The sequence below is a fragment of the Pseudomonas sp. PS1(2021) genome, from assembly GCF_020405165.1.
GTDB classification, from domain to species: domain Bacteria; phylum Pseudomonadota; class Gammaproteobacteria; order Pseudomonadales; family Pseudomonadaceae; genus Pseudomonas; species Pseudomonas aeruginosa.
Genome location: NZ_CP084484.1, coordinates 5,286,578 through 5,306,293, shown reverse-complemented (window position 1 = coordinate 5,306,293; position 19,716 = coordinate 5,286,578). Strand labels below are relative to the sequence as shown.

At 64.5% G+C, this 19,716-nt stretch carries 17 protein-coding genes and 1 pseudogene; 16 read left to right on the top strand and 2 right to left on the bottom strand.

What is annotated here, in order from left to right; genetic code table 11:
• Window positions 1–4 precede the first annotated feature (4 nt).
• From LE197_RS25325 to LE197_RS25275, 11 genes and pseudogenes are all read left to right on the top strand, one after another.
• Window positions 5–856, top strand: coding sequence for an ABC transporter permease (locus tag LE197_RS25325; RefSeq protein WP_003095946.1), 852 nt, complete (start codon window positions 5–7; stop codon window positions 854–856).
• Entirely contained in the window at window positions 853–1,683 is an 831-nt protein-coding gene (locus LE197_RS25320) for a quaternary amine ABC transporter ATP-binding protein (protein WP_003101756.1), read from the top strand. Before LE197_RS25325 ends, LE197_RS25320 begins: the two co-directional genes overlap by 4 nt.
• Window positions 1,680–3,212, top strand: coding sequence for an HAL/PAL/TAL family ammonia-lyase (locus LE197_RS25315; protein WP_003101754.1), 1,533 nt, complete (start codon window positions 1,680–1,682; stop codon window positions 3,210–3,212). The genes LE197_RS25320 and LE197_RS25315 overlap by 4 nt, the downstream gene beginning before the upstream one ends.
• A complete protein-coding gene (hutI, locus tag LE197_RS25310; protein WP_003114456.1) occupies window positions 3,209–4,417 on the top strand; it encodes an imidazolonepropionase in 1,209 nt (402 codons plus the stop codon). The genes LE197_RS25315 and hutI overlap by 4 nt, the downstream gene beginning before the upstream one ends.
• Complete coding sequence (hutG, locus tag LE197_RS25305) at window positions 4,410–5,210, top strand: N-formylglutamate deformylase (RefSeq protein WP_003095940.1); 801 nt, start codon at window positions 4,410–4,412, stop codon at window positions 5,208–5,210. The genes hutI and hutG overlap by 8 nt, the downstream gene beginning before the upstream one ends.
• Before the next feature lie 270 nt (window positions 5,211–5,480).
• Entirely contained in the window at window positions 5,481–7,853 is a 2,373-nt protein-coding gene (locus LE197_RS25300) for a type VI secretion system tip protein VgrG (protein ID WP_023108844.1), read from the top strand.
• Window positions 7,850–10,087, top strand: a complete 2,238-nt coding sequence (pldB, locus tag LE197_RS25295; protein WP_023108843.1) for a type VI secrection system-dependent phospholipase D effector PldB — start codon at window positions 7,850–7,852, stop codon at window positions 10,085–10,087. The genes LE197_RS25300 and pldB overlap by 4 nt, the downstream gene beginning before the upstream one ends.
• Before the next feature lie 3 nt (window positions 10,088–10,090).
• Window positions 10,091–10,966 carry a tetratricopeptide repeat protein gene (locus LE197_RS25290; RefSeq protein ID WP_023518169.1) on the top strand — a complete coding sequence of 292 codons (876 nt, stop codon included), beginning with the start codon at window positions 10,091–10,093 and terminating at the stop codon, window positions 10,964–10,966.
• Between the two features lie 8 nt (window positions 10,967–10,974).
• Window positions 10,975–11,845, top strand: a pseudogene (locus LE197_RS25285) (tetratricopeptide repeat protein).
• Window positions 11,846–11,853: 8 nt separating this feature from the next.
• Entirely contained in the window at window positions 11,854–12,723 is an 870-nt protein-coding gene (locus tag LE197_RS25280; protein WP_078451383.1) for a tetratricopeptide repeat protein, read from the top strand.
• Between the two features lie 8 nt (window positions 12,724–12,731).
• Window positions 12,732–13,601 carry a tetratricopeptide repeat protein gene (locus LE197_RS25275; RefSeq protein ID WP_073666426.1) on the top strand — a complete coding sequence of 290 codons (870 nt, stop codon included), beginning with the start codon at window positions 12,732–12,734 and terminating at the stop codon, window positions 13,599–13,601.
• A gap of 67 nt (window positions 13,602–13,668) precedes the next feature.
• Here the strand turns inward: LE197_RS25275 and LE197_RS25270 are convergent, their stop codons facing one another.
• Window positions 13,669–14,625, bottom strand: coding sequence for a LysR family transcriptional regulator (locus LE197_RS25270; protein WP_073660767.1), 957 nt, complete (start codon window positions 14,623–14,625; stop codon window positions 13,669–13,671).
• 64 nt (window positions 14,626–14,689) lie between these two features.
• On the opposite strand from LE197_RS25270, the gene LE197_RS25265 reads away from it, so the two are divergent.
• From LE197_RS25265 to LE197_RS25255, 3 genes are read left to right on the top strand one after another with little or no spacing between them, the layout of a single operon-like run.
• Entirely contained in the window at window positions 14,690–15,940 is a 1,251-nt protein-coding gene (locus LE197_RS25265) for a D-amino acid dehydrogenase (protein ID WP_023108838.1), read from the top strand.
• Between the two features lie 24 nt (window positions 15,941–15,964).
• Window positions 15,965–16,315, top strand: a complete 351-nt coding sequence (locus LE197_RS25260; RefSeq protein ID WP_003095925.1) for a RidA family protein — start codon at window positions 15,965–15,967, stop codon at window positions 16,313–16,315.
• Between the two features lie 42 nt (window positions 16,316–16,357).
• A complete protein-coding gene (locus LE197_RS25255; RefSeq protein WP_003095923.1) occupies window positions 16,358–17,257 on the top strand; it encodes a transporter substrate-binding domain-containing protein in 900 nt (299 codons plus the stop codon).
• A gap of 4 nt (window positions 17,258–17,261) precedes the next feature.
• Here the strand turns inward: LE197_RS25255 and LE197_RS25250 are convergent, their stop codons facing one another.
• Window positions 17,262–17,738 (bottom strand): NUDIX domain-containing protein, encoded by a 477-nt coding sequence (locus LE197_RS25250; RefSeq protein WP_003095920.1) that lies wholly within the window; start codon window positions 17,736–17,738, stop codon window positions 17,262–17,264.
• Between the two features lie 181 nt (window positions 17,739–17,919).
• Here LE197_RS25250 and pip point away from each other — a divergent pair, with 181 nt between their 5' ends.
• Together pip and dtd are read left to right on the top strand one after the other, a co-directional pair.
• Window positions 17,920–18,891: a prolyl aminopeptidase gene (pip, locus tag LE197_RS25245; protein ID WP_003095918.1), complete on the top strand. Its 972-nt coding sequence runs from the start codon at window positions 17,920–17,922 to the stop codon at window positions 18,889–18,891.
• On the top strand, window positions 18,888–19,325 hold the full coding sequence (gene dtd / locus LE197_RS25240) for a D-aminoacyl-tRNA deacylase (RefSeq protein ID WP_003103447.1): 438 nt from the start codon (window positions 18,888–18,890) through the stop codon (window positions 19,323–19,325). The genes pip and dtd overlap by 4 nt, the downstream gene beginning before the upstream one ends.
• The last annotated feature ends 391 nt before the right edge of the window (window positions 19,326–19,716 follow it).

Genomic DNA, 19,716 nt, shown 5'->3' with positions numbered 1-19,716 from the left:
GACCATGTTTCCCGAACGCCTGACATTTTCCATCGCCGACTGGGTCAACGCTTGGGTCGACGCCCTGGTGACCAACTACGGCGACCTGTTCCGCAAGATCTCCGACACCCTGCTGTGGGCCATCGTCAACCTCGAAGGGCTACTCCGCGCCACGCCCTGGTGGCTGTTGCTGGCGATCGTCGCGGCGATCGCCTGGCACGCCACCCGGCGCCTGCTGCCGACCCTGGTGATCACCGGCCTGCTGTTCCTGGTCGGCGCCGTCGGCCTCTGGGACAAGCTGATGCAGACCCTCGCGCTGATGCTGGTGGCGACCTTCATCTCGGTGCTGATCGGCATCCCCCTGGGCATCCTCGCCGCGCGCAGCAACCGCCTGCGCGCGGTACTGATGCCGCTGCTGGACATCATGCAGACCATGCCCAGCTTCGTGTACCTGATCCCGGTGCTGATGTTGTTCGGCCTGGGCAAGGTGCCGGCGATCTTCGCCACCGTGATCTATGCCGCGCCGCCGCTGATCCGCCTCACCGACCTGGGCATCCGCCAGGTCGACAGCGAGGTGATGGAGGCGGTCAACGCCTTCGGCGCCAACCGCTGGCAGCAGCTGTTCGGCGTGCAGTTGCCGCTGGCCCTGCCGAGCATCATGGCGGGGATCAACCAGACCACCATGATGGCCCTGTCGATGGTGGTGATCGCTTCGATGATCGGCGCCCGCGGCCTCGGCGAAGACGTACTGGTGGGCATCCAGACGCTGAACGTGGGCAAGGGCCTGGAAGCCGGCCTGGCGATCGTCATCCTCGCGGTGGTGATCGACCGCATCACCCAGGCCTATGGCCGTTCCCGGCACGAGACGAGCAAATGAGCGGTGCGCAGATGAACAAGATCGAAGTGAAGAACGTGTTCAAGATCTTCGGCCCGCGCGCCGATGCCGCGCTGGCCCTTATCCGCCAGGGACGCAGCAAGGGCGAAGTGCTGGCGCAGACCGGCTGCGTGGTCGGCGTCAACGACCTGTCGCTGACCATCGGTGCTGGCGAGATCTTCGTGATCATGGGCCTGTCGGGTTCCGGCAAGTCGACCCTGGTGCGCCATTTCAACCGCCTGATCGACCCCACCAGCGGCGAGATCCTGGTGGATGGCGAGGACATCCTGCGCTACGACATGGAAGCCCTCCGGCAATTCCGCCGGCGCAAGATCAGCATGGTGTTCCAGAGTTTCGGCCTGCTGCCGCACAAGAGCGTGCTCGACAATGTCGCCTACGGCCTGAAGGTTCGCGGCGAAAGCCGGGCGCAGTGCCACGAGCGGGCCCTGCACTGGATCGCCACGGTGGGCCTGAAGGGCTACGAGAAGTCCTATCCGCACCAGCTTTCCGGCGGCATGCGCCAGCGTGTCGGCCTGGCCCGCGCGCTGGCCGCCGACACCGAGATCATTCTCATGGACGAGGCCTTCAGCGCCCTCGACCCGTTGATCCGCGCGGACATGCAGGACCAGTTGCTGGAACTGCAGAAAACCCTGCACAAGACCATCGTCTTCATCACCCACGACCTCGACGAGGCGGTACGCATCGGCAACCGCATCGCGATCCTCAAGGACGGCCAACTGATCCAGGTCGGCACGCCACGGGAAATCCTCCACCAGCCGGCCGACGACTACGTCGACCGCTTCGTCCAGCGGCGGGTGGCGAACCTATGAGCGACCTACCGAGCGTCGTGTTCGGCGACGGCCCGCTGCGTTGGCAGGAACTGGTCGCGGTGGCCCGGCACGGTGCGCGCCTGGAACTGTCGGCGGCGGCCTGGGCACGGATCGACAACGCCCGCGCCATCGTCTGCCGTATCGTCGCCAACGGCGAGCGTGCCTACGGCATCAGTACCGGCCTCGGCGCGCTGTGCGACGTCCTGCTGGAAGGCGAGCAGCTCGCCGAGCTGTCGCGCAACACCTTGCTCAGCCATGCCTGCGGGGTCGGCGAGCCGCTGCGCGACGAACAGACCCGGGCGATCATCTGTGCCGCCGTCGCCAACTACAGCCAGGGCAAGTCCGGGCTCGACCGTTCGCTGGTGGAAGGGCTGCTGGCGCTGCTCAACCACGGGATTACCCCGCAGGTGCCGGCCCAGGGCTCGGTGGGCTACCTGACCCACATGGCGCACGTCGGCATCGCCCTGCTCGGCATCGGCGAGGTCAGCTACCGCGGCAGCGTCGTGCCGGCCGCCGCCGCGTTGGCGGCGGAAGGCCTGGCGACGGTGCGCCTGGGAGCCAAGGACGGGCTCTGCCTGGTCAACGGCACGCCGTGCATGACCGGCCTCGCCTGCCTGGCCCTGGACGACGCGCAGCGCCTGGCGCAGTGGGCCGACGTGATCGGGGCGATGAGCTTCGAGGCCCTGCGCGGCCAACTGGCGGCGTTCGACGCCGAGATCGTTGCGCTCAAGCCGCATCCCGGGATGCAGCGGGTCGCCGCCAATCTGCGGGCCTTGCTGGCTGGCAGCCAGGTGCTGGAGAACGCCCGCGGCATCCGCACCCAGGATGCCCTGAGCATCCGCTCGATACCGCAGATCCATGGCGCCTGCCGTGACCAGTTGGCCCACGCGGCGCGGCAGATAGAGACCGAACTCAACTCGGCCACCGACAACCCGCTGCTGCTGGGTACGCCGGAGGCCTACCGGGTGGTATCCCAGGCCAATCCCCACGGCGAATCGGTGGCGATGGCCGCCGACCTGCTGGCGATCGCCGTGGCCGAGCTGGGCGGGGTCGCCGAGCGGCGCCTGGATCGCCTGGTCAACCCGCTGGTCAGCGGCCTGCCGGCGTTCCTGGTGGGCAAGCCGGGAGTCAACTCGGGGATGATGATCACCCAGTACGTCGCCGCCTCCCTGGCCGGCGAGAATCGCCAGCTGGCGCAGCCGGCGGTGGTCGACAACTTCGTCACCTCGGCGCTCCAGGAGGACCACCTGAGCCTCGGCACCAGTGCCGCGCTCAAGCTTGGCAGGGCCCTGGAGAACCTCCGGCGGATCCTCGCCATCGAGTACCTGCTGGCCGCCCAGGCCTTCGAATTCCTCGCCCCGCAACGCTTCGGCCAGGGCACCGCGGCGGCCTGGGGCATCCTGCGCGAGCGCGTGCCCGCGTACGACACCGACCGCTGGCTGGCTCCCGACATCGCCAGCGCGGCGGCCATCCTCGGCGAGCGGAAGAGTCTCGCCCGGCTGGCCGCGAGCATAGGAGACCTGCAATGAAACGACTCTGGCAGCATTGCCATGCCGCCACCCTCAAGGGCGGCAAGTACTCGATCGTCGAGGACGCCGCCCTGGTCACCGACGGTCCGCTGATCCACTGGATCGGCCCGCGCGCCGAACTGCCGCCCGGCGACTACGCCGAACGCATCGACCTCGGTGGCGCCTGGCTGACCCCGGGGTTGATCGACTGCCACACCCACGCGGTGTTCGGCGGCAACCGCAGCGGCGAATTCGAGCAGCGCCTGGAGGGCGTCAGCTACGCCGAGATCGCCGCCGCCGGCGGCGGTATCGCCAGCACCGTACGCGCCACCCGCGAGGCCAGCGAGGAAGAATTGCTGGCCAGCGCGCGCAAGCGCCTGGAGCCCTTGCTGCGCGACGGCGTGACGGCGCTGGAGATCAAGTCCGGCTACGGCCTCGACCTGGCCAGCGAACGCAAGATGCTGCGGGTCATCCGCCGCCTCGGCGAACGCCTGCCGGCGACCGTGCGCAGCACCTGCCTGGCTGCCCATGCGCTACCGCCGGAATACGCCGGGCGCGCCGACGACTACATCGAGCATATCTGCTCGACGATGCTCCCCGCGCTGGCCGGGGAGGGACTGGTGGACGCGGTGGACGCCTTCTGCGAGCACCTGGCGTTTTCCCCGGCGCAGGTCGAGCGGGTATTCATCGCCGCCCGCGAGCTGGGCCTGCCGGTGAAGCTGCACGCCGAGCAGCTATCCTCGCTGCACGGTTCCAGCCTGGCGGCGCGCTACCGGGCTTTGTCGGCCGACCACCTGGAGTACATGACCGAGGACGACGCCCGCGCCATGGGCGAGGCGGGCACCGTCGCGGTGCTGCTGCCGGGCGCCTTCTACCTGTTGCGCGAGACCCAGCTGCCGCCGATCGATGCCCTGCGCCGGCACGGCGTGGCCATGGCCATTGCCAGCGATCTCAATCCCGGCACCTCGCCGGCGCTGTCGTTGCGCCTGATGCTGAACATGGCCTGTACCCTGTTCCGCCTGACCCCGGAGGAGACGCTGGCCGGTGTCACCCTGCACGCCGCCCGGGCGCTGGGGCTGGAAGCCAGCCACGGCAGCCTGGAGGTCGGCAAGCTGGCCGACTTCGTCGCCTGGGACATCGAGCGTCCGGCGGAGCTGGCCTACTGGCTGGGCGGCGATCTGCCGAAACGCGTCATTCGCCACGCCGAGGAGGTATACCGTGGATGAAGTCCTGAGTTTCAAGCGCGGCCGCGTGCCGCTACTGATCAGCATGCCGCACCCCGGCACGCGCCTGACCCCGGCGGTGGACGCCGGCCTGGTGGAGGAGGCGCGGGCGCTGACCGATACCGACTGGCACATTCCCCGGCTCTACGATTTCGCCGAGGAACTGGGCGCCAGCACCCTGGCTGCCCACTATTCGCGCTATGTGGTCGATCTCAACCGCCCTTCCGACGACAAGCCGCTGTACAGCACCGCCACTACCGGCCTGTATCCGGACACCCTGTTCGACGGCCGGCCGCTCTACCGCGAAGGCATGGCGCCGTCCGCCGAGGAACGCATGCGCTACCTGGCTGAAGTGTGGACGCCCTACCACCGGACCATCGCCGAGGAACTGGCGCGGCTGAAGGCCGAGTTCGGCTACGCGCTGCTCTGGGACGCCCACTCGATCCGTTCCCACGTGCCGCACCTGTTCGACGGCCGACTGCCCGACTTCAATCTCGGCACCAACGCCGGCGCCAGTTGCGATCCAGCGCTGGCGGCCCGCCTGGAGGCGGTCTGCGCTGCCGCCGAAGGCTACAGCCATGTGCTCAACGGGCGCTTCAAGGGCGGCCACATCACCCGCCACTACGGCCAGCCGGAGCAGCACGTCCATGCCGTCCAGCTGGAGCTGGCGCAGTGCACCTACATGGACGAGCAGGCCCCGTTCGCTTACCGCGCGGACCTCGCCGAAGCGACCCGCGCAGTCATCCGCGAACTGCTGGAAAGCCTCCTCGCCTGGGGTCGCGAGCGCTACGCCTGAGGTGCTCGGAGGCGGCGGACGCCTGGCCCGTCCTGGCGGACGTGAATGCCGCGGATGGGGTGGGGCGTCCGCGTCGGCATTCTGGAAATTTTTTGTTACAAATTTATTGAGGTCAGCGTTGATGCGGCCGGGAGGCCGAGTGCGCAAAGAGTTGCACAACTGTTCTCCTCTATCCTCTCGGCCAGCATTTCCATCGCGCGGGCTCAGGCGCGTCGCGCCCGGAACCGAATACGCCAGGAACGCACGGCTGCGTTTCCAAGAGGACAGTGAATGTTCGCCCCCGCCAACCAGACGCACTTCAGCCTTCGCATCGAAAACCTCCGGCACGACTTCCAGGTACTCGCCTTCCGCGGTCGCGAAGCCATCAGCCAGCCCTTTCGCTTCGACCTGGAGCTGGTCAGCGAGCGATCCGATCTGGACCTCGACGCGCTGCTGCACCAGCCGGCCTTCCTGATCCTCTCGCCGAGCGGGCAAGGGGTCCACGGACAGCTCACCAGCATCGCCCAGGGGGACTCCGGCAAGCGCCTGACCGGCTATCGCGCGACCCTGGAGCCGCGCCTGGCCTACCTGGGGCTGTGCAGCGACCAACGCATCTTCCAGCGCCTCAGCGTGCCGGAAATCATCGGTCGGGTGCTGGAGGGCCACGGCATTCTCGCCGACGCCTACCGCTTCCAGCTGGGTCCGACGCCGTACCCGGCCCGCGAATACTGCACGCAGTACGACGAAACCGACCTGGCGTTCCTCAGCAGGCTCTGCGAGGAGGAGGGCATCCATTACCACCATGAGTTTTCTGCCCAGGGCCATGTGCTGGTCTTCGGCGACGACCAGACCTCCTTTCCGCGGCTGCAACGCCCCGTCGCCTACGTGCAGGACGCCGGGCTGGTCGCCGACCAGCCGGTGGTCAAGCGCTTCTGCGTGCGCTTCGACACCCGTGCCAGCCGGGTTACCCGGCGCGACTACGACTTCGAGCAACCCGCGTTGCAGATGCAGGCCGCCCATGGCCCGCAGCTCGTGGCGCAGCAACCGGACCTGGAGGACTACGACTATCCCGGCCGCTTCACCCACCGCGAGCGCGGCAAGCACCTGAGCCGGCGCGCGCTGGAACGGCATCGCGCCGACTACCTACAGGCCAGGGGCGAAAGCGACGAACCGGCGCTGCTCAGCGGACACTTCCTGACGCTGTCCGCGCATCCCCGCGGCGAATGGAACGATCTCTGGCTGCTTACCGAGGTTCTCCACGAAGGGCGGCAGCCGCAGGTACTGGAAGAGTCGATCGACAGCGACGTCGCGCAGGGCCAGGGCGATTTCCGCCAGGGCTATCGCAACCATTTCGTCGCCACTCCCTGGAGCGCGCATTTCCGCCCCCCGCTGGAGCATCCCAGGCCACGCGTGCTGGGCTGCCAGACAGCGGTCGTGACCGGCCCCGCCGGCGAGACCATCCACTGCGACCAATACGGCCGGGTCAAGGTGCAGTTCTTCTGGGATCGCCTCGGCCAGGCCGACGACAACACCAGTTGCTGGTTGCGCGTCGCCTCCAACTGGGCGGGCAAACGCTATGGCGGCGTAGCCATCCCGCGGGTGGGCATGGAAGTCCTGGTGGGTTTCCTGGAGGGCGATCCGGATCAGCCGCTGGTCACCGGTTGCCTCTACCACAGCGAAAACCGGGTGCCCTACGAGCTGCCGCAGAACAAGACCCGCAGCGTTTTCAAGACCGACAGCTACCCCGGCGGCGGCGGTTTCAACGAACTGCGCATCGAGGACCGCAAGGGCCAGGAACAGATCTTCGTCCACGCCCAGCGCGACTGGGACGAGAACATTGAGCACGACCAGAAGACCCGCGTCGGCCATGAGCGCCACGACACGGTCGAGGGCGATAGCTACAGCGAGTTCAGGGCCGAGGAACAGCGCACGGTCCACGCCGACCGCAAGGTCGAACTGAAGGCGGCCGACCACCTCAGCGTCGCCGACGCGTTGCACCTGAGGATCGGCACCGGCCAGTTCGTCGAGGCGGGCGACGAGATCCATTTCAAGGCCGGCGACAAGGTAGTGATCGAGGCAGGCATGGAGTTGACCCTAAAGGGCGGTGGCAGCTTCGCCAGGCTCGACCCGGGCGGTGTCACCCTTGACGGCGCCCAGGTGATGATCAACAGCGGCGGCAGCCCCGGCATCGGTAGCGGCGTTCGCGCGCTGTCGCCGCTGCAACCGCTCGCGGCCGACGCCGCGGCGGCGGGAGGCGCCTTGTTGGGAGCCATCGCCCAGAAGGTCGGCGAAGCGCCGCAGAAACTCCTGCGTTTCGAACTCAGTCCGTTGCCCGGTGTGCCATCGGCGGCCAGGCAACCGTATCGGCTCTACGCCAATGGTGCCTTCAAGGAGGAGGGCATCGCCGACGAAGGCGGCGCAATCAGCTTCGAACCGCTGCCGGGCGAACGCACCTATCGTATCGAGACCGCCAATGGCCACGCCTACGAAGTGGAGATGGTCGACCAGCCGGACGCACTGCAGGCCGACGATCGGCTCGCCCAGCAGGGGTTCCGTGACTACCGGGCGGAAATGCCCCAGCACAAGCCGCGTTCCGCCCCGGACGCCTACCGGCGCGACGCCTCGCGGCCCGGCGCCGCCGACAAGGATGAGCCCACGCCATGAGCGACCTGTACAAACCGCAGACCCTCAAGCTGTACGCGCAACAGGCCGGCAGCGTCCGGCTGACCCTCGACTGGTTCGCCAACAAGGCCTTCTACCCACCGCGCGCGGGTGTGCACATCAAGCCGCTGATCAATGGCCAGGCGGCCTTCGACGCGGTGCATGCGGCGATGGAAGCGGCCCGGCACAGCATCGACATCATCACCTGGGGCTTCGACCCGGCCATGCGCTTCAAGCGCCCCGACGGACCGCGAATCGGCGAATTGCTGCAGACGAAGGGCCGCGAAGGAGTGCAGGCGCGGGTGCTGGTCTGGAGCAACCAGCTCGCCAGGCTCAAGGAAAACACCATCCCCGGGGCCGGCGTCGGCGGTTCCGGCGGCACCTGGGCGGGCTCGGGCGTCGCCAGCGGCAGCGCGGTGGACAACGAGGTGCTGCGACTGGAGCAGCGGCGCCAGCATAACCTCAACCTCATCGCGCGGCAGCAGGAAGCCCTGGAGCGCTCGGAACGGCTGCACCGCGAAGGCAGGCTGCCGAGCTTCGACCCGCGGGGCGCCGCCCACGCGCGGGCGCGCATCGCCGAGCTGGAGGCGGAGAACGCCGAGATCCAGCGCACTCTCGACAGCAGCGAGGCCCAGGGCTACGGCGGCAAGCGCGGTTCCGGCGGCACCCGCCAGGATCCCTGGGGGCAGATATTCACCCGCGACTGGTTCAAGGCGGTACGCGGCGGTGGGTTGCAGAACGTCGAGTTCCGTACCCGCGACTTCGAGCAGACGGCCAGACCGGTGATGAACGGCGAGCAAGTGCGCCTCGTCAATGGGCGACTGCAAAGCCTGATCCACCTGCTGCGCGCCGATGGCATCGACGACCTGGGCATCGGCCAGTTGCTGGTACTCACCCAGTTCGCCAGCCATCACCAGAAGATGGTCCTGGTCGACTATGGCAGCCCGCAGGCCATCGGCTTCGTCATGGGTCACAACATGCACCGCAACTACTGGGACACCAGCGCCCACCTGTTCGACGACCGCGCCGCCGGTCGCGATCCCGGGTTCGGGCCCTGGCAGGATATCTCCATGCAGGTCCAGGGCCCGGTGCTGGCCGACCTCAGCCGCAACTTCAGCGAGGCCTGGGACCTCGAGACGCCGTGGTACAAGCGCTGGTTCTCGACGCCATCGCTGACCGCCGAGCGCGACGCCTTGCCGCTGCCGAAGATCGCCACGCCCGCCAGCAACAGCGTCGCGCAGATTTGCCGGACCCAGCCGCAGGACGACGAGCGCTCGATCCTGGAGCACTATCTCAAGGCCCTGGGCAATGCCACCGACTACGTCTACATGGAAAACCAGTACTTCCGTTATGCCGGCTTCGCCGAGCGCCTGCGGAAGACTGCGCAGGTGCGCAAGGCCCGGGGCGTGCCCGGCGACCTGTACCTGTTCGTCGTGACCAACACCCCCGACTCCAGCGACGCCTCGAAGACCACCTACGACATGATGAAAGGCCTGGGCCAGGAGCAGCTGATGCCGCAAGTGCAGCGCGACCTGGCGCATGACCTGCGGGAAAAGCGCGAGCAGTTGAAGCAGCTCAGGGAAAACCCGCACCCCGATCCCTATGTCCGGCGCGGCCAGGAAAACAACATCGAACGGCTGCAACGCAAGATCGAGGCGCTCGAAGAGAAAGGCGTGACGCCGGAAGTCGAGCAACGCCTCGGCGGTCTCGGCGCGCAGGACATTCCCGAACTGGCGAAGAACACCGGCGAGGACGACAAGCCCTACCAGCTCGCCGACGTGCCCGGCCTCAAGGTGGTCATCGCCACCCTGGCCACCAGCGACCCCGCCCCCGGCAGCCCGCCGCCAGTACGCATGTCCGCCGAAGCCGAGGCCGCCCTCGGGGCGCCGCCGCTGAAGGCGCGCTACAAGCACATCTACGTGCACTCCAAGCTGCTGCTGGTGGACGACCTCTATACCCTGCTCAGCTCGGCCAATATCAATGTCCGCAGCATGCATAGCGACAGCGAATTGGGGATTGCCCAACCCAATCCGGATTTGGCGAGGGCGATGCGGGAGGAGTTGTGGGGGGCACATGCTTATAAGTTGGCCGAAACGACCGAAGAAAACTTCAAGCTGTGGAATCAGAAGATGGATAAGAACTGGAAGCAGCAGCGAAATGGTGAATCTCTAACGACCCATTTATTGCGGTTCTGGGATGTCACCACACCCTATAGTCCCAATTTTACGGTTGACTGAGCGATGCGTATCTCTATTTATCTGTTCACTTTCCTGCTGAGTTTCGGAGTTTCCGTTATGGCCGACAGCAAATCATTCGTCTGCGTTAATGAAAAAGACCATCTTCCTCCGTTGGATTCGCAAGCCGATGCTTGGTACCGCGAAGCAGCCGCCTTGGCCAAGCCCGATACTCTGCGGCCCTGGGGCCGTATCGTCGAGCTTTACAGCAAGGCAGTGGAGCGTGGCCACTGGAAGGCCATGCATAACTTGGCGAACCTCTATCGTACCGGTTGGCCGGGAGGTGTGGAGAAGGACACTCAGAAAGCTCTAGACCTTTACCAGAAAATGATCGATCTGAAGATTCCTCAAGGTTTCTATAATATGGGGGCAATGATCGGTAATCGTGCCGGGGTCAATAATCCTGCAACTGATGGTCTTACTTTTCTTGATAAGGCTGCTAGCCTAGGAAATCCGCCGGCGCTAACCGAACTGGGTAAGCTTTATATTTATGTGGCCAAAAACAGAGAGTTGGGTTTGGCATATACCCAATGTGCTGCGAGTCAGGGTTATGCTCCGGCAAACTATGAGTTGGGGAGTTACTACGAACTCGTTGAACACAACTTTCCAAAAGCAGCAAGATATTATCTTCTTGCTGCCAGTCAAGGAAATGATGATGCTGCCCTCTTCATGTCCGGAGTTTTTGATAAGACCAGTCCCGATGTTGACAGAATGTGGTACTCCCCCGATGAAAAACTACACAAGGAATATTATTCAATCTATAAAAAGCTTGAAGCTGATCCTGATTTACGTTTTCCCAACCTGATGAAGGAGCATCCGTTACCACCTCATCCCACTCAGGGCTACGACGCAGATCGGCCTGACTGGAAACCGGAGCAGTGATGCGGCTGATGGCTATTGGACTTTTGGGCCGTGCTGTGTCTTGCAGCCGTCCCCGTGATGGCCAACAGCAAATCGTTTGTCTGCGTTAATGAAAAAGGCCATCTGCCGCCGTTGGATTCGCAAGCCGATGCTTGGTACCGCGAAGCAGCAGCCTTGGCTAAGCCCGATACTCTGCGGCCCTGGGGCCGTATCGTCGAGCTTTACAGCAAGGCAGTGGAGCGTGGCCACTGGAAGGCCATGCATAACTTGGCGAACCTCTATCGTACCGGTTGGCCGGGAGGTGTGGAGAAGGACACTCAGAAAGCTCTAGACCTTTACCAGAAAATGATCGATCTGAAGATTCCTCAAGGTTTCTATGATATGGGGGCAATGATCGGTAATCGTGCCGGGGTCAAGAATCCTGCAACGGATGGACTTACCTTCCTGGATAAGGCCGCCAGCTTGGGAAATCCGCCGGCATTGACTGAGCTTGGAAAGCTTTATATTTATGTAGCTAAGAAGAAAGATTTGGGTTTGGCGTATACCAATTGCGCTGCCAGTCAGGGTTATTCACCGGCTAATTATGAGTTAGGGGCGTATTATAAGATAGTAGAGCATAACTTCCCCAAGGCGGCGAGCTATTATCTTCTTGCTGCCAGTCAAGGAAATGGTGATGCTGCCTTCTTCATGTCCGGAGTTTTTGATAAGGCTAGTCCCGATGTTGACAGGATGTGGTACTCCCCCGACGAAAGACTACACAAGGAATATTATTCAATCTATAAAAAGCTTGAGGCTGATCCTGATTTACGTTTTCCCAACCTGATGAAGGAGCATCCGTTACCACCCCATCCCACTCAGGGCTACGACGCAGATCGGCCCGACTGGAAACCGGAGCAGTGATGCGGCTGATGGCTATTGGACTTTGGGCCGTGCTCTGTCTTGCAGCCGTTCCCGTGATGGCCAACAGCAAATCGTTTGTCTGCGTTAATGAGAAAGACCATTTGCCGCCGTTGGATTCGCAAGCCGATGCTTGGTACCGCGAAGCAGCAGCCTTGGCCAAGCCAGATACTCTACGGCCCTGGGGCCGTATCGTCGAGCTTTACAGCAAGGCAGTGGAGCGTGGTCACTGGAAGGCCATGCATAACCTGGCGAATCTTTATCGTACAGGGTGGCCTGGTGGGGTAGAGAAGGATACGCAGAAAGCGTTGGACCTTTACCAGAAGATGATCGATCTGGGAGTGCCCCAAGGCTTCTATAACATGGGGGCAATGATTGGCAATCGTGCCGGTGTTAAGAATCCTGCTACCGATGGCCTGACCTTCTTGGACAAGGCCGCCAGTATGGGTAACCCTCCAGCCTTAACTGCGTTAGGTAAGCTTTATATTTATGAAGCGAATCAGGACGAACTAGGACTTCGTTACACGCAATGCGCTGCTGAGCAAGGATATGCTCCCGCTAATTATGAATTGGGTGCGTATTACAAAATAGTTAAGCATAATTATCCTAAGGCGCTGAGCTATTACCAGCTTGCTACTTCTCAAGGGGATGGTGATGCTGCGCTTCTAATGACAGATATATTCGATGAAAAAAGTCGACCAGTTGATAGGATGTGGTATGACGCGGATAAGGAGCTTTATGAGATGTATTACTCTATTTACAAGAAGCTTGAAGTTGATCCAGATCTACGTTTTACCAACTTGATAAAGGATCATCCTCTGCCTCCTCACCCGACCCAGGGCTACGACGCAGATCGGCCCGACTGGAAACCGGAGCAATGATGCGGCTGATGGCTATTGGACTTTGGGCCGTGCTGTGTCTAGCAGCCGTTCCCGTGATGGCCAACAGCAAATCGTTTGTCTGCGTTAATGAAAAAGACCATCTGCCGCCGTTGGATTCGCAAGCCGATGTCTGGTACCGCGAAGCAGCCGCCTTGGCCAAGCCCGATACTCTGCGGCCCTGGGGCCGTATCGTCGAGCTTTACAGCAAGGCAGTGGAGCGTGGCCACTGGAAGGCCATGCATAACTTGGCGAACCTCTATCGTACCGGTTGGCCGGGAGGTGTGGAGAAGGACACTCAGAAAGCTCTAGACCTTTACCAGAAAATGATCGATCTGAAGATTCCTCAAGGTTTCTATAATATGGGGGCAATGATCGGTAATCGTGCCGGGGTCAAGAATCCTGCAACTGACGGACTTACTTTTCTTGATAAGGCTGCTAGCCTAGGAAATCCGCCGGCGCTAACCGAACTAGGTAAGCTTTATATATATGTGGCCAAAAAAAAGGATTTGGGGTTGGCGTATACTAACTGTGCTGCTAGCCAGGGCTATGCGCCGGCTAGTTATGAGCTGGGGGCGTATTACAAGATAGTAGAGCATAATTTCCCAAAAGCATTAGGTTACTATCAGGTGTCAGTCTCTCAGGGGGGCAAGAGCGCGGCTTTCTTCCTCTCGCGCGTCTTTGGAAACAAGACTCCTCCTGCAAGTGCAATGTGGTACGTCCCCGATGAAAAACTGCACAAACTATATGATGGTATTTACGATCGACTTGCCGCTGATCCTGATTTGCGTTTTCCCGACTTGATAAAGGACCATCCTCTGCCACCGCACCCGACCCAGGGCTACGACGCGGACCGCCCAGACTGGAAGCCGGAGCGGTAAGGACGCGAGGCGTGGGCCAGGCCAGAACGACGTCCAAGGTTTCCAGCGGCAGGCCAGGCGGCAAATGCTACATCTGCACGGCCCGCAAACGCTCCTCGGCCTGGCGGGCGAGCATCCGCAGCAGCGGAGCGAGGGTGTGCGGCGGGGTTTCGTCGGCGCGGGTGATGGCGTAGAGGGTGACCGGGAAGGCCGGGCTCAATGGGCGGATCGCGGTGCTGTGCGGGTCGGCGCCGAGGGCGGTGAAGGGATCGACCAGCGCCAGGCCCGCCCCAGCCTCCACCAGGGCGCGGGCGAGGGCGTAGGTCTGCACGGCGATCTTCACCTGCGGCGGTGGCACCACGGCGCTGAGGTAATCCTCCAGGCGGGCGAACAGCGGGTCGGCGGTGGACAGCCCGATCAGCGCTTCGCCGGCCAGCCCGGCCAGGCTCAGCGGCTGCCGGCGTTCCGCTTCGGGCCAGTGTTCGCGCGGCGCCAGGGCCACCAATACGCCGCTGGCGATGGCTTCGCCGCGCAGGCCGGGGTGTTCCGGCTGCTTCAGGCTCAGGGCCAGGTCCAGTTCGCGCATCAGCAGGCCCTGCACCAGTTCGCGCGAATGCAAGGTGGCCAGTTCGCAGCCGCTCTGCGGATAGCGCGCGCTCCATTCGCCGATCGCCCGCGGCAGCAGCGACAGCGCCAGGGCCGGGGTGGCGCCGATGCGCAGGCTGTGGCCCGGCTGGCGCCGCAGGTTCTGCGCCAGGCGCCGCACCGCCTGCAGGCTATCGCTGAGCTTGGCCACTTCGCGCTCCAGTTCCAGCGCTTCCGGAGTCGCCAGCAGCTTGCCGCGCACTCGCAAGAACAGCGGGAAGCCCAGTTGCTGCTCGGCGTGCTGCAGGACTTTGCTCACCGCCGGCTGGGACACATGCAGCAACTGTGCGGCGCCGCTGACCGAGCCAGCCTGGCGGATCGCCTGGAACACTTCGATATGGCGGAGCTTCATCGGCGCGAGCCCATAACCTGGATTTATACCCTGGCCATCTTTATTCATTGTCCTACCGCTGTCATCCGCGCCTATCGTCGAAGCCCTGGAAAACACCTGGATAACGATTGTCATGGCTCAGCGGGTTTGCATCATCGGCGCCGGCGTGGTCGGCCTGGCCACGGCCTACGCCCTGGTTCGCGAAGGATTCGACGTGACCCTGGTGGAAGCGCGCGAGCGGGGCGGGCTGGAAACCAGCTACGCCAATGGCGGGCAGTTGTCCTATCGCTACGTGGCGCCATTGGCCGACAGCGGCGTGCCGGCCCAGGCGCTCGGCTGGCTGCTGCGCAACGATGCGCCGTTGCGCCTGCGGCCGCGCCTTGATCCGGCGCAGTGGCGCTGGCTGCTGGGCTTCCTCGCGGCCTGCCGCGGCTCGCTGAACCGCCGCAATGCCGCGCACCTGCTGCGCCTGGCATTGCTCAGCCAGCGCACCCTGCAGGCCTGGCGCGAGGAGGATGGCCTCGATGGCTTCGACTGGCGGCGCAACGGCAAGCTGGTGGCGTTTCGCCAACCGGCCAGCTTTGCGCGGGCCCGCCAGGGTCTGGCCGATCCTTCGGCGCAATTCGTCCTGACCGCCGCCGAGTGCCGCGCGCTGGAGCCGGCCCTGTCCGCCGCGCCCTTCGTCGGCGGCATCCACACGCCGGACGAGGAGGTCGCCGACTGCCATGCCTTCTGCGTGCAACTTGCCGAGCGCCTGCAGGCTTCCGGACATTGCCGGCAACTGCATGGCCGCAGGGTGACGAAGATCGTCGAGGGCGGCGCGGCGGTGCGTGGCGTCGAGGTCGGCGGCGATCTCATCGAGGCCGATCATGTGGTGCTGGCCGCCGGCTACCGCAGCGCCGAATTGATGCTGCCGGGCCTGCGCCTGCCGCTATACCCGCTCAAGGGCTATAGCCTGACCCTGCCGGTCGGCGCGCAGCACCGTGCGCCGGATACCAGCATCACCGATTACGACCGCAAGATCGTCTACGCGCGGATCGGCGAGCGGCTGCGGATCGCCGCGATGGTCGACATCGTCGGCTTCGACCCCGGCCTCGAGCCCGCGCGCCTGGCACTGCTGCGCCAGCAGGCGCGGGACACGTTCCCGCAGGGCGGCGATTTCGACGCTGCCGTCGAATGGGCCGGCATGCGCCCGGCCACGCCCACCGGGGTACCGCTGGTGGGCAACGGCGGCTACCGCAACCTCTGGCTCAACCTCGGCCACGGCGCGCTCGGCTTCACCCTGGCCTGCGGCAGCGGGCGCCTGCTGGCCGAGCAGATCGGCCGCCGCCCGCCGAGCATCGATACCACTGGCCTGCTGCCGCGCGGCGCGCTGGCTGGCTGATCCCCCCTCGACTGGAGCACTCCCATGGAACCGACCCGTATCGCCACCAACGACCGCCTGTCCGCCGCGGTCTGCTTCGACGCCCTGGTATTTCTTTCCGGCCAGGTGCCGGGCCAGGCCGAGGATATCCATGGCCAGACCCGCGAGGTGCTGGCGAAGATCGACGCGCTGCTGGCCGAGGCCGGGTCGCGCAAGGAGCGTATCCTCAGCGCGACCATCTACCTGAAGGACATCGCCCGCGATTTCGCTGCCCTGAACGAGGTCTGGACCCAGTGGTTGCCGACCGGCCAGGCACCCAGCCGGACCACCGTCCAGGCGGAGCTGGCGCGTCCGTCGGTGCTGGTGGAGATCACCGTGGTGGCGGCCAGGGGCTGACTTACTTTCCATAGCCATAAGAAAAAAGAGGCAGAACCTCCGATGAAAACCCTTGTATCCAGCACCCTCGCACTCTCCCTGTCGCTCGCCATCGGCGCCGCGCAGGCCGAGGAACTCAGCGGCACCCTGAAGAAGGTTGCCGACAACGGCACGATAACCCTGGGTTATCGCGATGCCTCGGTGCCTTTCTCCTACCTTGGCGATAACAGCGGCCAGCCCATGGGCTATTCGGTGGAACTGGCCGGCAAGGTGGTGGAGCGGCTCAAAAGCACCCTCGGCAAGCCGGAACTCAAGGTGAAGTACAACCTGGTCACTTCGCAGACCCGTATCCCTCTGGTGCAGAATGGCACCGTCGACCTGGAGTGCGGCTCCACCGGGGTCACCGCCGAGCGGCAGAAACAGGTGGCGTTCTCCTACGGCTTCATCTACGTCAAGGGCCAGTTGCTGACCCGCAAGGACAGCGGCATCGCCCACTTCGACGACCTCAAGGGCAAGAACGTGGTGACCACCGCCGGCACCACCAACGAGCGCTACCTGAAGAACTACAACGCCGAACACAAGCTGGGGATGAACGTGGTCAGCGCCAAGGACCACGGCGAAGCCTTCCAGATGCTGCAATCGGGTCGCGCGGTGGCCTTCTACATGGACGATGCGCTGCTCTACGGCGAACGCGCCAAGGCGCGCCAGCCGCACGACTGGGTGGTGGTCGGCGAGCCGCAATCGCGGGAGATCTACAGCTGCATGGTGCGCAAGGACGACCCGCAGTTCCTTGCCCTGGTCAACGAGACCCTGGCCGGGCTGTATCGCTCGGGCGAGATACAGGGCATCTACCAGCGCTGGTTCCAGCAGCCGATCCCGCCCAAGGGGTTGAACCTGGAGTTTCCCATGACCGCGGAGCTGAAGGCGATCCTCGAGAACCCCACCAGCGATCCAGTGCAGTGAGCGTCTAGCGTTGCAGGCCGAGGTGGCGGATCGACGGCGTCGGCGCGTCCAGGCGCGACCAGACGTCGTCGGCCAGTTCGGCCGGATAGAACGACGGCAGGCCAGGCAGTTCGTCGCGGGCGATCCAGCCGACCTCGCGGATATCGAACTCGTCGCCGCCCAGGCCCTTCAGGTTGGCCAGGGTCGGCTCGCCACGCCAGGCGTCGATGCGGTAGAACAGCTCCATGTGGAAGCGCCCGGCGGCGGGTTCGGCGAATTCGCGCACGTAGACCAGCGGGCCGACGTCCACCCGCAGGCCGGTCTCCTCGAAAAACTCGCGCCGGACGGTATCCTTCGTCGATTCGTCGCATTCCGACTCGAAGCCGCCGCCGGGCGGAATCCAGTAGATGTCGCCGCCGACCTCGTGGCGGACCAGCAGGATGCGTTGCTCCACCACCAGCAGGCCGGCGGCGCGGATACGGTGTCGCAAGGCCTCGGCCATGCTCGTTCTCCCGGCGCCAGGCGCCGTTGCTTGGATTGATGGTTTCCCCTCTACCGGGGCGGACATGAAAGCCGCTCGGTTTTTTTCCCGGCGCCGAAGTATCATGCGCGGCAGAGCAAAGGACGGGCCCCGCTGTCGACGTTTGCGCCGGGGGCCGAACACATCGCCTCGGGAGCGCATCATGCTAGTTCTGTATCCGGAAATTAAACCCTACGCTCGCCACGAGCTGGCCGTCGACGAACCGCATGTGCTGTATGCCGACGAAAGCGGTTCGCCGGACGGACTGCCGGTCGTCTTCGTCCACGGCGGCCCCGGCTCCGGTTGCGATGCCCTGTCGCGCCGCTTCTTCGATCCCAACCTCTACCGTATCGTCACCTTCGACCAGCGCGGTTGCGGCCGTTCCACGCCCCACGCCAGCCTGGAGAAGAACAGCACCTGGGAGCTGGTGGCGGACATGGAGCGCCTGCGCGAGCACCTGGGTATCGAGAAGTGGGTGCTGTTCGGCGGTTCCTGGGGCTCGACCCTGTCGCTGGCCTACGCGCAGACCCATCCCGAGCGGGTCCATGCGCTGATCCTGCGCGGCATCTTCCTCTGCCGTCCGCAGGACATCCACTGGTTCTACCAGGAAGGCGCCAGCCGCCTGTTCCCCGACTATTGGGAAGACTATGTCGCGCCGATCCCGCCGGAAGAGCGCGGCGACCTGCTGGCGGCCTTCCACAAGCGCCTGACCGGTAGCGACCAGATCGCCCAGATGCACGCCGCCAAGGCTTGGTCGACCTGGGAGGGCCGCACCGCCACGCTGCGCCCCAACCCCATGGTGGTGGACCGCTTCACCGAGCCGGGCAGGGCGCTGTCGATCTCGCGCATCGAGAACCACTTCTTCGTCAACCAGGGCTTCCTCAGGCCCAACCAGTTGCTCGAGGACATGCACCGCATCGCCCATCTGCCTGGCGTGATCGTGCATGGCCGCTACGACGCCATCTGTCCGCTGGACAATGCCTGGGCCCTGCACCAGGCCTGGCCGAACAGCGAACTGCAGATCATCCGCGACGCCGGGCATACCGCCAGCGAGCCGGGGATAGTCGATGCGCTGGTGCGCGCCACCAACGAGATCGGCCGGCGACTGCTCGACCTGCCGCCGGAGGCCGAATGAAGGCATTGCTGCAGCGCGTCGGCGCGGCGCGGGTGGAGGTTGGCGGCGAAATCGTCGGCTCCATCGATCGCGGCCTGCTGGTGCTGGTCGGGGTCGAGCCCGAGGATGGCGAGCGTTGCGCGGCGAAGATGCTGCACAAGCTGCTCAACTACAGGGTGTTCGGCGACGACGAGGGCAAGATGAACCGGTCCTTGCTGGACGTGCAGGGCGGCTTGCTGCTGGTCTCGCAATTCACCCTGGCGGCGAACACCCGCAGCGGACTGCGTCCGAGCTTCTCCAGCGCGGCGCCGCCGGCGCAAGGAGAGGCGGTGTTCGAGCACCTGGTGAAACTGGCGCGGGAGGCCTATCCGCAGGTGGCGACCGGGCGTTTCGGCGCCGACATGCAGGTGCACCTGGTCAACGACGGGCCGGTGACCTTCCTGCTGGAGAGTTGATCGGCGTCGAGGGGATTTTCCCCAAGGTGCTTCAGGGAGGGATGGCGGGGCCGGAACGGTGAATTTTTGTGACAGATACATGGCCTTTTGTCACAACCTCGGTGCATCATCCGCACGCCGATTTCATGCTGTACAGGACAGGCCGGCCGGCATCCCGATGCCGGGCGGGGCGTCCTGCAACCCAATGGACGGGAATCATTCCGCCCGGGCAGGGTCGGAACCTCTGGGGTCGCTAGCCGACGAGCGGCATGCCCCCTGGTCTTCCAGGCCCGGTGCACGTAACCCGAATGACTGGAAACAGGCATTCTTTTTGTCAGATCGCGCCAAATCTGGCTATCTATCGGGTTTGGCAGCGAATGTGGCGAAACCATGTTCGACCGGCACTCCGGTG

What these genes read in the sequence shown, in the direction of transcription:
- LE197_RS25255 (WP_003095923.1), top strand. Translation starts at nt 16,358, where the DNA reads ATGAAAACCCTTGTATCCAGCACCCTCGCACTCTCCCTGTCGCTCGCC.
- LE197_RS25315 (WP_003101754.1), top strand. Translation starts at nt 1,680, where the DNA reads ATGAGCGACCTACCGAGCGTCGTGTTCGGCGACGGCCCGCTGCGTTGG.
- hutI (WP_003114456.1), top strand. Translation starts at nt 3,209, where the DNA reads ATGAAACGACTCTGGCAGCATTGCCATGCCGCCACCCTCAAGGGCGGC.
- LE197_RS25250 (WP_003095920.1), bottom strand. Translation starts at nt 17,738, where the DNA reads ATGGCCGAGGCCTTGCGACACCGTATCCGCGCCGCCGGCCTGCTGGTG.
- LE197_RS25300 (WP_023108844.1), top strand. Translation starts at nt 5,481, where the DNA reads ATGTTCGCCCCCGCCAACCAGACGCACTTCAGCCTTCGCATCGAAAAC.
- pip (WP_003095918.1), top strand. Translation starts at nt 17,920, where the DNA reads ATGCTAGTTCTGTATCCGGAAATTAAACCCTACGCTCGCCACGAGCTG.
- LE197_RS25320 (WP_003101756.1), top strand. Translation starts at nt 853, where the DNA reads ATGAGCGGTGCGCAGATGAACAAGATCGAAGTGAAGAACGTGTTCAAG.
- LE197_RS25265 (WP_023108838.1), top strand. Translation starts at nt 14,690, where the DNA reads ATGGCTCAGCGGGTTTGCATCATCGGCGCCGGCGTGGTCGGCCTGGCC.
- pldB (WP_023108843.1), top strand. Translation starts at nt 7,850, where the DNA reads ATGAGCGACCTGTACAAACCGCAGACCCTCAAGCTGTACGCGCAACAG.
- LE197_RS25270 (WP_073660767.1), bottom strand. Translation starts at nt 14,625, where the DNA reads ATGAATAAAGATGGCCAGGGTATAAATCCAGGTTATGGGCTCGCGCCG.
- LE197_RS25290 (WP_023518169.1), top strand. Translation starts at nt 10,091, where the DNA reads ATGCGTATCTCTATTTATCTGTTCACTTTCCTGCTGAGTTTCGGAGTT.
- LE197_RS25325 (WP_003095946.1), top strand. Translation starts at nt 5, where the DNA reads ATGTTTCCCGAACGCCTGACATTTTCCATCGCCGACTGGGTCAACGCT.
- dtd (WP_003103447.1), top strand. Translation starts at nt 18,888, where the DNA reads ATGAAGGCATTGCTGCAGCGCGTCGGCGCGGCGCGGGTGGAGGTTGGC.
- LE197_RS25275 (WP_073666426.1), top strand. Translation starts at nt 12,732, where the DNA reads ATGGCTATTGGACTTTGGGCCGTGCTGTGTCTAGCAGCCGTTCCCGTG.
- LE197_RS25280 (WP_078451383.1), top strand. Translation starts at nt 11,854, where the DNA reads ATGGCTATTGGACTTTGGGCCGTGCTCTGTCTTGCAGCCGTTCCCGTG.
- LE197_RS25260 (WP_003095925.1), top strand. Translation starts at nt 15,965, where the DNA reads ATGGAACCGACCCGTATCGCCACCAACGACCGCCTGTCCGCCGCGGTC.